Genomic DNA, 17,457 nt, shown 5'->3' with positions numbered 1-17,457 from the left:
GTTGTGAGTGGACTGTCCCAATTGAACACGTACCATGGCGCCATCGTAAAAAGGAAACGTCCGTCCTGCCCCCATCCCTTTTCTGTAAACGCTTTAAAAGCCAGGTCAATACTGGCTCCGCCACCAAACGAATGCCCCATGAAACCAACCTTTCGGGTGTCAATAATCCGGGGATAATCAGCGGCGGCTTTCAAAAATCCTTCCCAAAGTGTCTGATAGCGGTGATCGATGCTGATGTCGATGGTGCGATACGGCACGAATACCACGACATATCCTTTTCGGGCGATAAAATCGTAAAGTCCACGATTGTATTCCTTTTTATCTCCGCCGTACGGATGCGAAAAAAAGATCGTTGGCCGGGCAGTAGTGATCCCTTTCGGATAGAAAATGCTGACCTGAGTACCGGCATACTCCGGATTGGGAAACGTAATCTCCGCTACTTCGTACGATCCGTCTGATCCGTAACCTGATACGGGCTTTTGTATCGGACCCTGGATAATATTGTCCGTTTGAGACGGCGTATTTTCAATATCGCGCTCACTGCAGGATACCAGCGGGAAAAGCAAAAAAAACGGAAGGAATAGCGCGTTCGTCAACATTGTTTTGCTAATTCTGGTTTGCATGTCTTCTGGCCTTCAATGTTTCCGTCATCTGGTCTCTTAGTTCCTGGTATTTCTTGTATTGCACCTGATCCAGAATCGTCTTCAATTCGGTATCTTTTTCATGTTGCAGCGCTTTCAGTTGTCTGAACTTTTTCAGTTTTCCACTGGTGCTCAAAAGGATCGGATCATTTTTCCGGGCGTATTTCAGGTTGAGTGCCTCAACCTGCTGCTGCTGGACCGGACTCAGTATGAGATGGCTTTTCATCCATTCTGTTTGCATACCGGCCCGCTCTTCCGGCGTTCTTTTCCCGGTGGAAACGGGCGACTGTGCCGATGCCGATGCGATGGAAAACAGCATCGCCGTAAGGATCGTTATAGCGTGCTTTCTGGCTTTGTTGATCATGATTGAATTTTAAAATGATTTCGTCAGGCCAAATGTAGATCATCGGTCAGCCCTGCGCTCGGCAAACCGGGTGAGACTGGAAAATCAGGGGGCGAAGCGGCTTATTGGTCCATCCATTTTCTGAAAAGCATGGCTCTCGCTTTGCTTACCAATATCGTTTCCGGTGGTGGAGGAAGCAGCTTTAGCAACAGACGGCCGTTGAAAAAATACTCGACCGAACCGATGGAATGCCGATTCACGATACATTGCCTGTTTGCCCGGAAAAACTGATCCGGATCGAGCTGGTCCTCCAGTTGCTCAAGGGTAAAGGGAATTATATACTGCATCCCGGACGAGGTGCAGGCATGTACGACATCATGGCTGGTATAAAACCACTGTAATTGCGTTGTTTCAACGGGAATAAGCCTGTCACGGTGATGAATCAGAAAGGACCGTTTGAAGCGGATGATGCCTTGTTGTAGTTGCCGCTGCACGTTCCCGTAGCTGGCAGAATTCGACCGATGGCTGATGTTGAGCAGGGTATGGTATTTAGCCAGAGCACGGCTGATTTCATCGGTATCAAAGGGCTTCAGGATATAGTCAATGCCGTTATTTCGGAAGGCTTCGATGGCATGATCGTGATAGGCCGTCACAAAAATGACCGGCTTCGGGATTGTATTTGCCGTAAATAGTTCGAATGAAAGTCCGTCATTGAGCCGTATATCCGAAAAAATAAGGTCGTATTCACCTTCAGGATGCAGCGAAAACCAGTGCGCAGCGTCCGAAAGGCTGGCTAAGGAAACCAAAACCTGGATATCCGGATCAACTGTTTTGAGGACATAGACCAGATTCCTCGCCGTTGCAGCTTCATCTTCAATGATCACGACGCGAAGTTCTGTTCTCATAACAGGGGTAGCTTGACAATGAACCAGTTTTCGGTTCTCCGGATTTCAATTTCGCGTCCCGTCTTCAACCTGAACCTCTCATTCAGGTTGGCCAATCCGACACCTGTTCCGCCTGGGGCTCCGATGACCGCCTGGATATTGTTGCGGATAATCAGCCAACCCTGTTGGTCGAAAATCTCTACCATCAACGGATGTTCCGGGGTAGCCCGGTTGTGTTTAATCGCATTTTCAACCAAAGGCTGGATGGATATATGTAAAAGTCTCGCAGTAAGCACTGCACTGCTGACATTGATGTGGAGCTCGAAGGCAGTTTCCAGCCGCATCTCTACCAGTTTTGCGTAAGAAGCCAGATGGCTGAGCTCTTCGGAAACGAGTGCCAGTTCATTTCCCGGTTTAACAAGGGTATGTCGGTACACTTTCGAGAGATGCAGGATATAATGCTGGGCCAATTGCGGATTCTCACGCACGATACCGGACAGACTGCTTAGGGTATTGAACAGGAAATGAGGATCAAGCTGTTCCTGCAAAACCTTCAGACGCGCCGCCAGATAGGCTGAATTAAGCTGGCTGTTAATGAGGTCTTTTTGCCGGCTTTCGCGTGTTAACAGGACCAGACGGATGATCACCGCGACCATCGCCCCGCTCAGCAGAAATCTCGCCAGATAACCTCTGGCGATCAGTCTGGGAACCGGGGCCGCTCCAAAACCCGCCGTGTGAACTTTACTCCCGATTACGATCGCGGCGAAGACAAAAACCACATTACACAGGAGAAGTTTCATCCATTTCCGGTCTTTCAGCATCCCGTTCAGCGGGCTTCTTTTGTCCAGATTCAGATGAAACAGGATAAGACAATAAGCAAAATTATACAGGAACTGAAAGCTGTATTCCCAGGTATTGAATTGCCAATATCTGGCAATGATGCCGTCTGACTGCAGCGCCAGGAGTTTGGCGGCATTAACAATCAGTGTGATCAGTAAGGCACTGTAGAAAAAGATTTTCCCCTCGTTTTTCATCCTGCCTGCAAAGGAATTGATTTCGTGATTGAAATAAACCAACTCCAGCGGCGAAGCTGGAAAAATGGCGGTTGAAATGACGGGAAGCTTCTGGTTTTCCTGAAACGTATTGATGCTCTGCAACCTTATCAGTCAGAGAGTTACTGTGCTAAATCAGTAACTGTTGGCTGAGCCATAACGGGGCGTCATCCCGTCATCCAAGTATAGTTATAGGTAGAACGTGCACACCTCGATCCAGGTATATGGGCGAGTCTGCAATTTTCAGATGAAAAAAAGTATGTGGGATGAGCCGGAATCGTCCATCGTCGGCAGTTTACCTGTATGACGACAGATATAGACTACGCGGTTTTGCCTTCCGTATTTCTCACAGGGAAGCCGATTGTCAGTGTAAACCCGTCTTCAGAAGCTATTGAAAACGTTCCGCCAACCTCTTCAATGCCCGACTTCATGGAGGCCCACCCAAGTCCGGATGTTTTATGCTGAAATCTTCTGAGTTTATCCTCGCTTAGGCTTAGGCCGACTCCGTTATCGCTGAGTTGAAAGATTATATGATCATCTGCACGGAAGAGAAATATCGTTACCTCTGATGCTCTGGCATGTTTTAGCACGTTGGTAAGAGCCTCCTGTGTAGTCCTGATAAGAACAATGCGCTGTTCGAAATTCAGAAGCGAGACGGCCTCAGGTTCGAGCTGGATATCCTTGTTATACTGCGAATCCGGAAGTGCGCTGTCTGTGATGAAACGAATAGTCTCCGTAAAGGAGGCTTGCTGCCTTACCAGAGAATCGCGATACCAGGAATGACTTTTGGCTCTGGAATGTTGATAGATGTTCTGCAATCGGATCCCCAGTGTTTCAAGTTTATTGGCAAGTGCCGGGTCGTCGGTTTCGGCGATAAGGGCTTGTACCTGATGGCTTGCAGCAGCCACCGATGCGGAAAATCCGTCGTGTAAATCCTGGGCAAATTGCTCACGCTCGGCCTTTAGAGATTGCTGATGACTTTCCTTCATCGCAGCTATTGTAAGGTTTGTTGTGCTGTTCAGGGTGGATAGCGTTTGTTTTAGTTTTCTTTTTGACCGCTGGGAGATCGAATAAAAAAGAATGCCGGTCAGAGTAGTTGCAAACACAGCGGCCAGCGCCCAAATAGTGCGTCGTTGTTTGTCAATCCGGGATTTTTCCAGCTCATCCCGATTGAATTCCGCATCGGTAAAGGCGTAAAGCAGATCTGACAATTCTTCGTTTTTTCGTTTGGCAAGTGTGTCTTTGGATTGTAAAAGGTGATCAATTAAAGCAGTCGTTTTGGAATCACCCTTTCGAATACTCCATATTTTTAGCCTGTACGAATCGACCATAATATTGAAATCCTCTTCAGGCATAACGGGCGGCATTTTTATAAGCTGATTCAGGTAATAAGACGCGCTGTCAGCATTTTTATGCTCTGTGAAATAATCGAGATACCATGTTGCCAGATTAAATTCAAAAAAGGGCTTGAGGTGCTGAGATTCCGGACCTAGTGATTTTATCAAATTTCCCGTTTTTTCTAAATTATTGTGTGTTTCTTTGGTTTCATTCGAGAGGTTTCGATAATGATAAAATTTCATTCCCAGTAGAATAAATTTGAATAATGGCAGGTCATGCGCAGATAATCCTGATTTGGCGTTGATAGCGCTAAGAATTGACTGAGAAAGGTGAATGACAGATGCGCATTTTGCGCTATCTTTTGCGTAAGAATAAGCGGAAGCAATGGGGCTCAACGTATAAAGAGCGTTCGAGATCTGTTGCCGGTCTACCTTTCCGTTTCTGATCTTATCCGGAAGACCTTCAAAATAATGGCGTTCTTTCTCATACTCCTGTACCGCTTTGTCGAGCAGCATATTTTGAGTGTACAGGTAGCATTTTTGCATTAAAACATCCTTCCCGTCTGCATTTCCTGATAGTTTTCTTTCCTGTTCAACTTTCTCGAAGAAATAGATAGCTTCGCCGAGCTTATTTCGCATTTTGGCATTATTGGCGAGATGGTCGAAGTAGTAGGTTCTGTATGGAAGAAAAGTCGCATTGCCGCTCCACGCGAGTTCTTTATAGGGCTTAAGTATTTGTATTAGTGTGTCCTTTGGGAAGAATATCCCTTTTGAATATAAAGACTTTAGTAATGTATTCGCCGAATCCAAAAACTGGACGTCGCTCTTTCGATTGGCATATAGCAACTGAAAGTTGCGGGAGTGAGTATGGACGGGTTGCTGACTATAACTGCAAGGTGTGACGAGCAGCAGAATGGCCAGCACGAGCATATTGCTTTGCCTGGAAGTCATCATATCAAATCGAGTTTTCGCGCAAACCACAGAAGTTCAGTAATACTTTTGACTTTTGCCTTAGCCATCATGCGTCGTCGGTGGGAGACGATCGTATGGCTGCTGAGATTCATTTTTTCGGCCGTCCTGATGACGCTCAACCCTTCCGCGAAATAGCCGAGTATTTCAATCTCCCGGTCCGTGAAGGGAATAGTGCCCGGTTGATTTCTTTCCAGTCTCATTTCTTCAATCCGGGGGGACACGTAGCGTCCCTGCTGACAAATCATTTTTATGCATTGAATAATCTCTGAGGCCTCGGATGACTTGCCAAGAAAGCCGTCAATGGGATGAATCATGACGTGTTCAATCAACATGGGGTTGGTCATGCTGCTGATAATAATAAGCGAGAGAGGTTTGTATATGCGTTTGAATTCGCTAATCAGAGGAAGGCCTGTTTTCTCTTTAAGATAATAATCAAGGAAAACAAAAACATGCATATTACCCGACAATCGAAGTAGAAACGAATTCGCTTTGGAATCGTCTGTAAAGACGAATACGCTTTTGAAAATACCTGTTTTTTCCAAAAAGACGGAAAAGGATTCAGCGAAAAGTGAATGGTCGTCCAGGATAACCGCGATTCCCTTTGTGGGTAGTTGTTCAAATGAGGAGAAATCTATCATCGAAATAAAGTTGAAAGGGATGGGGGTATTTTATGGCTAAAATACAATGAAATAGTCCTGCAAATAACGTGTGCGTGAAATAATGTGATTTTAAACGTGTATAGTTTCTGTATACTAGTCTTGCTATTCAGGTAACGTTGCTCTTAAGTCCGCTACAGCTTCTTCTGTGTTTGATCCATGCATGAAGCTGTCTCTTGATTCTTTCAGCCAAAGTTCGATGCGCACTTTGATGCTCTTTTGGCATTCGGATGTAGCATAAACATGTTCTTTTGAATAACAGAGGCCGCGTTTTCTTTCCGCGCTGCCAAACTTGCAGCCTTGAGATGTTCTGATGCTATTTCCCGACCATCGGGAATCACCCGATCCAGTTCGAGTGGCATTCTCTCACCATAACAATTCAACCGGAAACTTACCCATACACATCTTTATGGCTAAATCTTTTTTACCTCACATGTCGGCCGCAGGTCAGCCTGTTTTTTACATACCGTGGACGAGACGCCTCGGGTGGATTTTCCGGTTTCGGACAAAGCTGTTGAGTGTCAATGTTCCCATGATGCTGATCTGTGTGGCATTGGCGACTACGTCTGTGCCTCTTTGGGGGCAGGTGTTTCCGTCCGTTCAATGGCAAAAGGTGTACGGAGGATCGGAGTACGAATTGGAGGGTTCCATAATAAGATCGACAGATGGCCATTTCTTCGCCATAGGCGCGAGCCGGAGCAATGATGGGGATGTGCCTGATAACGGTCACAATTTTCCCAACGATTTTTTCCTCGTAAAAGCCGGTCCGACAGGGCAGAAAATTTGGAGTCGTGCCTATGGATCGAGTTGGTACGAAAGCGCATCAGACATGGTGCCGACGACGGATGGGGGCGGACTTGTTGTTGGCTTTGTGTACAAAGACTACGCAGACCTCGGAAATTTCGAGGCGGGAGATATGTCGGATCCAGGTCAGATAGTAAATGATGGATCTTATAATGGATGGATGGTTCGGGTGGATGGGAACGGAAATAAGTTGTGGGATCTGCGAGTGGGCGAGTCATCGTCTTCAGCGTTTTTTGATTGCGTGACTCCAACTCCGGACGGCGGGTTTCTGCTGGGAGGAGACAAAGACGGGTCGTTTTGGCTCGTAAAGGTAAATGGCAGCGGACAAAAAGTTTGGGAGAAGAAGATTGGCAACAATCTTCCAACGTATTGGCACCGGATTGTATCTGTTTCAACAGGAGGATATTTGTTAGGGTGTACGACCGATAATCAAAACCTGGAGCGCACTGGACCCGGCAAGGGGAGTAAAGATATCTGGCTGGTACGTATCGATGAATTTGGAAACAAGTTGTGGGATAAGAGTATTGGTGATGTTTCGGGTGTTGAATTTACCGATTTACTGGCCACAAAAGATGGGGGTTTTGCGGTACTTGCGGGTTCGTCGTCTACGGGTAAAGATCGCACAGCGGCCGGAGGAGGAAGTCTGGACTATTGGTTGGTGAAATTGGATGGTGCCGGTAATATCCAATGGGATGTCGCCTATGGCACAACAGGGTATGACGATCCCACATGCCTGGCTCAGGCCAGCGATGGGAGTTATTTCATCGGAGGTCGGTCTTATGGCGGTATTAGTGGAGACAAAACAGATCCTTCGCCTACTTCGAGCGACTGGTGGATCGTGAAGCTAGCAGCCTCCGGTACAAAAATTTGGGACAAGACAGTCGGTAATAATGATAACTATAATGCTAGGTCTGGATCATTGCTTGCCGAACCTGACGGAGGAGTGATCATGGCAGTAGCCAGCGATGCTCCGGTCGGAAGAGATAAGGTTGTCCCATCCAAAGGGAAAAATGATATCTGGGTCTTCAAACTGGGCTGCGCCTATTCAACCGAAACCGTTCAGAACAACATCAGTCCGGCGACTCAAACAGCATGTATACTTGGTACGCCGACGGTAATTACCGGTACCGACGACGATAATCTATACCCCGATCACATTACGTACCAGTGGCAACGGAGCAGCAATGGCGTTGACGGGTGGAGCGACCTGAGCGTCGGCGTTAATAAGGACTACCTTCCCGAGCCGTCGGCGAATACGCTGTACTACAGGCGCATCGCCCGCTGGGAATGTCACGCGGACACCAGTAATACCGCGGTGGTTACGATTGATGCGCGTCAGGCCCCTGGTTTGACGATGGGCGGGCCATATGCAACCTGCGCAGGTTCTCCCATCGCGTTGGGGCATACGCCTCCGGCATCCGGCGGAACCGCTCCCTATACGTATGCCTGGGATAATGCCGGACTGCTTGACGATGCTGCGAAAGCGAACCCGATCGCAACGCTCTCTGCTTCGTCCGTTCTTACATTGACCGTCACCGATGCTGCCGGTTGCCGAAAAACCGATCAGGCTATTGTCAATATTCCACCTTCGGCGCTGGCCGGGCCTGATGTGTCGCTTTGCCCCGGTGGGCAAGGGGTTAGAATCGGAAAAGATCCCCTGCTGGGCTTTGGAGCCGTTACTTATACCTGGACGCCGGCAACCGGTTTGGATAATCCCGGTATAGCCCGGCCACTGGCTTCACCGACGGCACCTACTACCTACACGCTTACGGTGACTTATACCAACAGCGACGGACAGCCCTGCTCGGTAACGGATCAGGTCGTAGTAAGCGTTGCGGCAGCCCCGGCTGCCGGATTTGCCGGTCCTGATAAAACGATCTGTTCCGGAACTACGGCAATTTTGGGAACGGTCGGCCAACCTGGATTTACGTATACCTGGTCTCCCGGTATCTATCTCCAGCAAAACAATGCAGCTCAGGTCACTTTTAATCCCGGAACAGTCTTCCCTCCAATTGTAGATCCTATTCGTTACACGGTTACGGCGACAGACGGCACTTGTACGTATACGGATGACGTGATTGCAACCGTCATCCGCGCAGATGCCGGACTGGATGGATGCGGGCCGCGTCTGATCGGAACTGTAGACCTGACCCCCAACGTAAATGAAAGCTACAGCTGGGTGCGTATGGGCCTTTCCAACGGCTCCGGAAATTTTACCGGCGCCACCAATCTGCCCCGGGTGCCGGTTTCCGGTACTGCTTCGGGCGCTGATGTTTACGAGTTGGCAGTGAGCCATGGCGGAACAACCTGCAGAGACACCGTTGTGGTGCCTATCTGCGGCAATTGCGGGGTAGATTTCATAGCTGAGGGAGGCAATTGCCTCGTGTATAACGGAAAGCCGCTCCGGCTCATCGCTGACGCCGGAGGTAGTGACGAATTTGTTTACACATGGAGCCCGGCCGCAGGATTGTCGGCAACTACCGGCCCGATTGTCTACCTCCTGGATGGTGTCAACCGGACGTACACGCTGACCAAGTCACGCGTTTCCAATCCAATGGATGCCTGTAGTATCTCGAAGGTGGTGAATCCACCGGCTGCGAGCTATCCGGTATTTTCCGCTCCCGACGTGGCGGCGTGTGCCGGAACCACCGTAACAATCGGCTCACCCACAGTCAGCGGGTACGTCTATTCATGGACGGGACCGGGAGGGTTTGCCAGTTCCTCGTCTTCACCTTCGCTTACCGTAGCTGCTGAAACAGCAGGTGTCTATCAGGTAAAGGTAGAAGATACCAACCCTGGAAACCCGTTCGGGTGTTTCACGACAGGTTCAGTAAATGTTTCCCTGGAAACCGTCGTGGCTCCGCAGGACAACTGGATCGTTTGCGAAAATGCACTCATTAAGCTGGGAGCGCCTGATCCCAGCAGCGGCAGGTGGAGCTACAGTTGGACGCCCGCCGTTGCCGCGTGGCAAAATGGCACCGGACCTTCTTCAGCGCAACCGGAAGTATTGGTGACAACCAACACAACCTTCTCGGTTACCGTGACCAATCCTTCCGGATGTACTGCGACAGCCAATTCGACTGTCACGGTGACGAACAGTCCCACCATTACAAACGCGGCGGATATTACGGATGCCTGCCCCGGATCGAGTGTCCGGATAGGCTCTCCGGCTCTCCCGGGGGTGACCTACAGCTGGTCTCCTGCGACTGGCCTTGACAACCCTGCGATTGCTCAGCCGTTGGCGACGGTTGGGGGTGCCGGATCTTCCGTGACGTACACCGTAACGGCTACATTCCCCGGAAGTTGTTCGGCAACTGCAATAGACCAGGTTACAGTAAGTGCATTTAATCCGGGTATTAATCTGGGGCCTGACATTGTTTACTGCCCGTCGGCCGGTCCGGTTGCGATTGGGAGTGGTGCGCCGACGACCGGTGTATCTTCCTATTCCTGGACTCCTGCAACGGGTTTGAATAACGCGACATTGGCGAATCCTACGACAACGGTCACTGTGCCGACTGAATACACGTTGACCGTCACGTATACCAATGGCTGCGTGGGATCGGCACACGTAAAAGTAATTCCCTCTTCAGCGCCAAACGCCGGATCAGACCGAACTATCTGCTACGGTTCTTCTACGCAATTGGGAAGCCCCGGTAACGATGCTTCTGCAACATGGAGCGGTCCCGGGACGACCTATTTAAGCAGTCTGAGCGGCCCCGTCGTCACGTTCAACGGCAATGGGACTGCGCCTGCCGGAACATATACCTTCACCGCAACGCAGACGGTCAACGGATGCACAAATGCGGATCAGGTGACCATCACCGTAGCTGCTCCTGTCACGGCCGCGTCTGGCTCCGCTACAGTGTGCCTCGGTGGAACAGGTGTGATTGGTACGGTCGCGGCGCCGGGGTATAATTATGAATGGGTTCCGTCAACGGGGCTCAGCAGCCCCTTCGAAAGTAACCCGCAGATTACGCTGTCAACCCCTGGTTTGTATTCGTATGTTCGCAAGGTAACCAGCATTGCGACCGGATGCGTGGCATCCGGTGAGTACCGCGTAACGGTGCTTCCGACGTCCGCTCCCGTTGTCAGCGTTCCGAATGTGGCCGCCTGTCTGGCGACGCCTCTAACGTTGGCGGCTTCGATTTCGCCGACATCAGGCAATTACAGCTACTCCTGGAGTCCGGCCACTGACCTCAGCAACCCGTATATTCTGGCTCCGACAGTAGCAGCGAATTCAACCCGGACCTACACGTTGTCAGTGACAGATCAGGCAACGGGATGTTCTTCTCAATCGTCAGGAACGGTAACAGTAGACTACCTGGATGGGAACTACATCACCGCCGGGCCGGAAAGTGTCGCGGGCTGCCCGAACAGCCCCGTTACGTTTACTGCAAGCGTTTCAGACGGGTTCAGCTACCAGTATCAATGGCAAAAGCTTAACAGTTCTGCCACAGCCTGGGAAGATATTTCCGACGGCGGGTTGTACAGCGGGGCCCACACGCTGACTCTTCACATTAGTGACAACACCACGCTCAACGGAGTGCGATTCAGGATTGTCGTGACGACCACATCCTGCGGTGTAAGACAGGAGAGCAGTTTCGCCACTTTGACCGTAAATCAATGTCAGAAATCGTCGCTGGGTGATCGTGTTTGGGACGACACAGATCGGGATGGTACTCAGGACGCCGGTGAACCCGGGGTTTCGGGGGTATCCGTTACACTATACCGGAACGGTGTGCTACTGACGCAGACCGTCACGGATCAGAATGGAAATTACCTCTTTGATAATCTCGACGCGTACGATCCGTTTGGTCAACTTTACACCTACGAAGTGGGCTTCACAAATCTTCCGGGAGGATATGTCTTTACCATGCAGGGAGCTGACGCGGGGAGCAACGGTGCCGGAAGCGGTGTTGACAGTGATGTAAATGTGAATACCGGTCGCTCCAGATCAGTGACTCTAAGCTACAATCAGTATTTACCGGATGTAGATGCGGGGATCCATTCCAATACTCCGCTTCCTGTTACGCTTATAAGCTTCACCGGAAGAAGCAATCAATGTGCAGTCGAACTCTTTTGGACCGTCGCGGAAGAAAAGAGCTTCAGCCATTACGAAATTCTTTACAGTCCAAACGGGGAGGCCTTTGAGGTTGCAGGGCGCGTTGCCGCCGCCGGTAGCAACAGCCGATACACATTCCGGCCGGCTCAAACGAACGGAACGGCGTATTACCGTCTGAGAATGGTGGATCTAGACGGAACAGCGAGCCTTAGCCGTATTCTTTCGTTCGTAACCGATTGCCGGGAGCTTATTCGTTTTTACCCCAATCCGGCTGCGGAATCGGTGCAGTTCACCGGTCAGAAACGATTGAAAAAAGTGACTATTTATGATGGCAGGGGTGAGGTAGTCGGTGTTTTCTCGAATATCCTTTCCGGCGAAAAACTGCTTGTTGGAAACCTGCCGGGTGGATTTTATCTGCTTAAAGGAGAAACAGAAGAGGGGCAGGAGTTCAGTGGCAAGCTGGTTATCAACAAATAATTAAGTGATAACCGGAGCTGCTCGTTCGGAAGAAGAGTTCCAGCATATCGGTCTTTTTCCAACCCACGCAATTGAATACGCATACAGGTGCGGTTACTGAAGTAGATTCAGTTGAAAGGTTTGTTGAAAAAGAGCCCTATTTTAGGGCTCTTTTTTTTGGCCTAATTCGGTCCCTTTCCTGCTTTGAAAATTCCGCTCGATCATTTGCTTACCCTGTCAACGGTTTCCTCGTGCGCCTGAACAAGAGGGAACGAGGTTGAAATAAAACAATAGGACGATTTGGGTCGGAATTACGGCTCCCGCTACCTGACCGGACACCGAAAATGGTTGAAAATCCCAGCCGCCAAAACGATCATTTAGTCTGTATGTAATTAAAACGAGGCCATTCAGCGGATCTACAGTAAAAGGAGGTATCTTTATGCTATGCTGAAGGCGTTGATGAACGGATAATCTCCGTCCAATAGTACCAGTCACCCCGCAGGGGCTTTCCCGCAGAACAGATGGGTTTGTGCAGATGAATCTTCTCGTAGGAGAAGGAAACTTCAAACGATAATGCCGGCCTCTTCCCGGCGGCATTTAGGAATATCAGAATCAGCTAGTATTTTCTGTGTGTCACGTATCGTCGGCTCAGGCGGTGGTGCTTCTTCGTGTGTTCCTGGAGGATGCTTTCCTATCCCCGTCAAACCACAGGAACGACCGCCGACGCTTTCAACAATGGCCGGCCAGGTGCGTCAGTCTTTTTTATCTTCAACAGAACTTCGTTCTATCCACCCGCTATGCATGAAGTCTCGTCTCCATTTTGGCAATCATCCGAGCTTTCCACCGATTCCCGGCCCGAGGTCCTGATTCTTTCCTCCTATCCGCCGCGCGAATGTGGTATCGCTACTTTTTCCCAGGATTTGCTCAAAGCAATTGAGCGGAAATTCAGCCGGGCCTTTTCACTTAAAATAGGTGCACTCGAAACGAATTTGCCGTTGTCCGGGTACCCTGCGGAAGTAAAGTTTAGATTAAACACTTCAAAATCAGGGCAATACTCTAGTATTGCCCGGGCGATCAACGCGGATCCCCATATTGAGCTTGTGGTGGTTCAGCATGAATTTGGGTTTTTCCTGCCGTCAGGGGAGTCTGATTTTATCACCTTGCTTGAGTTGATTTCCAAGCCGGTTATCCTCGTTTTTCATACCATATTAGCTGATCCGGATGTACGCATAGCCGCACAGGTCCGAAAAATGGCCATGCTGTCGGATTGGGTAGTCGTCATGACCCATCATTCTGCCCAGCTCCTGGCTGATGTGTATGGCATCGAACCGGAAAAAGTAGAGATCATTCCGCATGGAACCCACCTTGTCAGGCACCGGAATCCGGATTCATTGAAACAAAAATATGGATTGAGGGGAAAGAAGGTACTGTCGACGTTTGGCCTGCTCGGACCGGGCAAGGGGATTGAAACAACCCTGCAGGCCTTGCCGGCGATCATCCGTGTTCATCCTGAGGTCTGTTTCCTCGTCATCGGCAAAACGCATCCCGGAGTCGTGCTTGAAAACGGGGAGAAGTACCGGGAAGAGCTCCGGGAAATGGTCAGAGTCCTCGGTATTGGAGAGTACGTTCGCTTTATTAATGCCTATCTGTCGCTTCCGGTACTGCTGGAATACCTGCAGTTAACAGATATTTACCTGTTTACATCATTGGACCCCGGTCAGTCCGTAAGCGGCACGTTTTCCTACGCCATGAGTTGCGGATGTGCGATTATTTCGACACCTATTCCACACGCACTGGAAGTTCTCAGCCAGGAGGCAGGCGTGATTTCGGCGTTCCGGGATCCGGTTCAACTGGCGGGAGAAGCCATTCCGCTTTTGGCTCGTAAAGAAGCAAGGATCTCAATAGGTCTGAGAGCCCTTCAGAAAATGGTGCCGACAGCCTGGGAAAATGTAGCAATTGCCTATGCAAGGCTATTTGCGAAAACCCTGAAATCTGTTCCCAGGCTGAAGTTTGATCTGCCGCCGATTGAGCTTCATCACCTTCGGTACCTGACGACGGAGTCCGGCATGATACAATTTTCAAAAGCCAACAAACCTGACTTAAGTACAGGCTATACGCTGGATGACAATGCCCGGGCGCTGATTGCTATTTGCATGCACTATGAATTGACTGGTGACGACACCGACTTACCACTGCTTGGCGTGTATCTGAATTTTATGGAGACCTGCCAGCAAGATGACGGGAGCTTTCTAAATTATGTGGATGAAGCAGGGGTATTCACCTCTCAGAACGACGAATGCAATCTGGATGATGCCAACGGCCGCGCGTTATGGGCGCTCGGATTTCTATTGTCGAGACACGGAATTCTTCCTCAGGTCTATTCAGGCCGCGCCGACAAAATCTTCCGAAAGGCTGCCAGCTATTGGACAGATGTCCATTCGACCCGTGCAATGGCATTTGCCATCAAGGGGTTTTACCATTTCCTCACTGAAAATCATTCGGAGGAGTATGAGGAAATGCTTGAATTACTCGCTCAAAGAATGGAAAGAATGTATTTGCATGAAGCAGAAACAAAGTGGTCATGGTACGAAAGTTACCTGACGTACGGAAACAGCGTTTTGCCCGAGGCCATGCTTTGTGCCTACCTTCAGACCGGCAGGGAGAGCTACCGGCAGATTGCCATAGAATCCTTCGATTTTTTACTTGGTCGCACCTTCGGAGGGGAGGGAATCAACGTCATTCCCAATCAGCAGTGGTTGAAGAAAGGAGAAGAGGTGACGGGTTTTGGTGAGCAGCCCATTGACGTCGCTTATACCATCTTAGCCCTATCCCTGTTTGGAGAGACATTTGCCGAAGAGCGTTATTTTATGCGGATGAACGAAGCCTTTGCCTGGTTTTTGGGTAAAAATCGCCTGAATCAGATCATTTATAACCCTTGCACCGGCGGGTGCTATGATGGTCTTGAGGAAACGCAGGTGAATTTGAATCAGGGGGCCGAATCAACGGTGAGTTGCCTGATGGCCCGGCTCGTTATTGAAGAATATCAAAACAGAACGGAAGGAACGTTGGAAACGATCTTGTCCGGCGGACGCGACGGAATAGAGGAGTCCATACATCCAAACGGTATCGCCAGTCTGTAGCTACGCCGCTGGCGATAACAGGTCCGCATGTGAAGCAATCAATTCCGATAATAACTCTTCCAGATCCATAATGGCATAAGTAGAAGCATAATCGGACATGGCATAGGGAATGATCAGTTTGGTAAGGTGAATAATAGCTCCGCAGGAGTAAACCACGTTCGGGACTGCGCCTTCCCGTTCCTTCTTGTTCGAAGCCAGCAAGGGAAGTTTCATCCGTCCTATTTCCTGTTCAGGGTGCTCCAGCTGAAACAGAGAGGCACTCAGAACATACTCCCGCATAGGGCCCACGCCGTGTGTGATAACCAGCCACCCGGCGTGGGTTTCCAGGGGAGATCCGCAATTTCCGATCTGAACAAACTCCCACGGGTATTTAGGGGATTGGATCATCGTCGCGCTTCTCCAGATGTTGACATTTTCTGAAAAGGCGATGAAATTATTTACTCCGTCAATCCGGCAGAGCATGGCGTATTTTCCATTGATTTTACGGGGGAAAAGCGCCATCCCTTTGTTTCTGGCTATTTCCCCATAAATCGGCAGGAAGGTAAAATGGTAAAAATCGGTGGTTCTCAGCAGACGGGGAAGGATCGAGACACCGTCGTAAGCCGTATAGGTGGCGAAATAAACAATCTCCCCGTTGTCGTCAACAAACCGGACAAACCGGGCATCCTCGATACCTTTCACTTCTATGTCTGCAATCGGAAAAATAACGCGCTCCGAAATATCCGTGTCGAGGGAAAAGTCAATCTCGTAATGAGAGGATGCCAGCCACATGGTTTCCTGCAGGGAAGTCTGACACTCAGGCGTCATGTCGATCTCTGACTCCGTTTCTCTGACATATCGCTTTAATTCTTCATAGGTAAAGGACGAGGGAAGTTTGGCATGAATGCGATCAAATGCCTTGTTTTCAAAACTCTGCATCTCGGATAGTTTCTCCAGAAATGAATCCTTCCGATAAAGGTGCTTTTGCACATGATCCGGCGTGTCGAGCAACCGCCCTGCCGGCTCTACACTCAGCTTCCCCTGTTGATTAATAACAGCAGACCGAAAGACAATGGACGAAATGTGGCCTTCTCCGGTAGCTCTGAAACTGAGGATAAGCCTCTTTTGGTCGGTTTTTAACCCGTACTGATAAGGGGCTTCTACAACAGAGGGATTAAAAAAAGCAGCGGATTCAATGGAATACTCCTTCGTAAAATACGAGCCGATTAATATTTTCTGGAAAAATGCCAGATGCGTGAAAGGATGAGAAGACGGATCGATATTGTCCAGCAATTTGTGGAAATGACGTTCGAATATTTTGAGAATGTTTCGATGCCTTTTGGTGTACTTTCTTAATACATCGCTGAGTAGCTCTCGTTGTTGTCGATCTGTCAGGGCCAGGATCTGCCCGATGACCTGTGTGCCTCTTTCCCTGTCGGCAAAGAAAAAATAGGCAATTACGCGACTGGCGTCAGGTTTAAAGGCAACTTTCTTGCGAATTATGCGAAGGGGCATGAAACATATGGAAAGAAGGATGGAAATTGTCGGAATAAATACTAGCTCTCTCTCTTCTTATCTTCTTTTTTTGATTTCTTATCTGCTCTTTTTTCTTTCAGTGTTTTCTCCGCCTGTTTCTTGACGTTTTTCTTCTGAGAATTTTTTCCTGTGTCCATGTTTTTAAATAAGAAGTGAAAAGAATGATAAAAAACTATTCATCGTCTAAAGAAAATAACTCGTTCCCAAAATAAACGACGTCTTTTTGAACGGGATCTTTTTGAAATTGACAGTAATAAATCCGATCAATGTATCTTCGGATAATGAGTGCGATTTCGGGATGTTCAAGTGCATACACCACTTGGCCTTCCTGGTAGTTGTGTTGGTGGTCGGCGATACCCTTTTTCATTAGTTTTTAGTGAGACTGATTCTTAGTTCGTTAAAAATGAGAACGATAGAGGTGTATCGCCCCATTAAGAGGAAGACTGGAAGAGAACAGAGGAGCTGATCGCTTCCTGTCTGCTCGCAAAGAGCGGATTACCCCATAATTCGTTCCGGTGCGCATGATAGCAGGTTGAAAAAGTGTCAAAGTAGGTGTCTTTTTCATCGAAGCTCATTCGTCGTTTGTATTCCTTCG

9 protein-coding genes are annotated in these 17,457 nt (G+C 49.2%); 2 read left to right on the top strand and 7 right to left on the bottom strand.

Annotated elements, in window-relative coordinates; genetic code table 11:
• The 6 genes from BLR09_RS24960 to BLR09_RS24935 form a co-directional block, all read right to left on the bottom strand.
• Positions 1-599: dienelactone hydrolase family protein (locus BLR09_RS24960; protein ID WP_218126719.1), on the bottom strand; the 599-nt coding region annotated here is incomplete at its 3' end.
• A gap of 7 nt (positions 600-606) precedes the next feature.
• Entirely contained in the window at positions 607-1,005 is a 399-nt protein-coding gene (locus BLR09_RS24955; RefSeq protein ID WP_093209233.1) for a hypothetical protein, read from the bottom strand.
• A gap of 101 nt (positions 1,006-1,106) precedes the next feature.
• Positions 1,107-1,889, bottom strand: a complete 783-nt coding sequence (locus BLR09_RS24950; protein ID WP_093209231.1) for a LytR/AlgR family response regulator transcription factor — start codon at positions 1,887-1,889, stop codon at positions 1,107-1,109.
• On the bottom strand, positions 1,886-3,025 hold the full coding sequence (locus tag BLR09_RS24945; protein ID WP_218126718.1) for a sensor histidine kinase: 1,140 nt from the start codon (positions 3,023-3,025) through the stop codon (positions 1,886-1,888). Before BLR09_RS24945 ends, BLR09_RS24950 begins: the two co-directional genes overlap by 4 nt.
• A 215-nt stretch (positions 3,026-3,240) precedes the next feature.
• Positions 3,241-5,211 carry a sensor histidine kinase gene (locus BLR09_RS24940; RefSeq protein ID WP_093209228.1) on the bottom strand — a complete coding sequence of 657 codons (1,971 nt, stop codon included), beginning with the start codon at positions 5,209-5,211 and terminating at the stop codon, positions 3,241-3,243.
• Positions 5,208-5,867 (bottom strand): response regulator transcription factor, encoded by a 660-nt coding sequence (locus tag BLR09_RS24935; protein WP_093209226.1) that lies wholly within the window; start codon positions 5,865-5,867, stop codon positions 5,208-5,210. Before BLR09_RS24935 ends, BLR09_RS24940 begins: the two co-directional genes overlap by 4 nt.
• A 1,063-nt stretch (positions 5,868-6,930) precedes the next feature.
• On the opposite strand from BLR09_RS24935, the gene BLR09_RS24930 reads away from it, so the two are divergent.
• The gene (locus tag BLR09_RS24930) at positions 6,931-12,228 is read left to right on the top strand and encodes an SdrD B-like domain-containing protein (protein WP_218126717.1); all 5,298 of its coding nucleotides are present in this window, start codon (positions 6,931-6,933) and stop codon (positions 12,226-12,228) included.
• Positions 12,229-13,004: 776 nt separating this feature from the next.
• Positions 13,005-15,347, top strand: coding sequence for a glycosyltransferase (locus BLR09_RS24925; RefSeq protein WP_093209221.1), 2,343 nt, complete (start codon positions 13,005-13,007; stop codon positions 15,345-15,347).
• Here the strand turns inward: BLR09_RS24925 and BLR09_RS25820 are convergent, their stop codons facing one another.
• Positions 15,348-16,265: a glycoside hydrolase family 130 protein gene (locus BLR09_RS25820; RefSeq protein ID WP_245690017.1), complete on the bottom strand. Its 918-nt coding sequence runs from the start codon at positions 16,263-16,265 to the stop codon at positions 15,348-15,350.
• Positions 16,266-17,457 lie beyond the last annotated feature (1,192 nt).

The organism is Siphonobacter aquaeclarae, from assembly GCF_900103285.1.
GTDB classification, from domain to species: Bacteria; Bacteroidota; Bacteroidia; order Cytophagales; family Spirosomataceae; genus Siphonobacter; species Siphonobacter aquaeclarae.
Note: the sequence above shows the minus strand (reverse complement) of the source record. Positions and strands in the feature narration are given on the sequence as shown.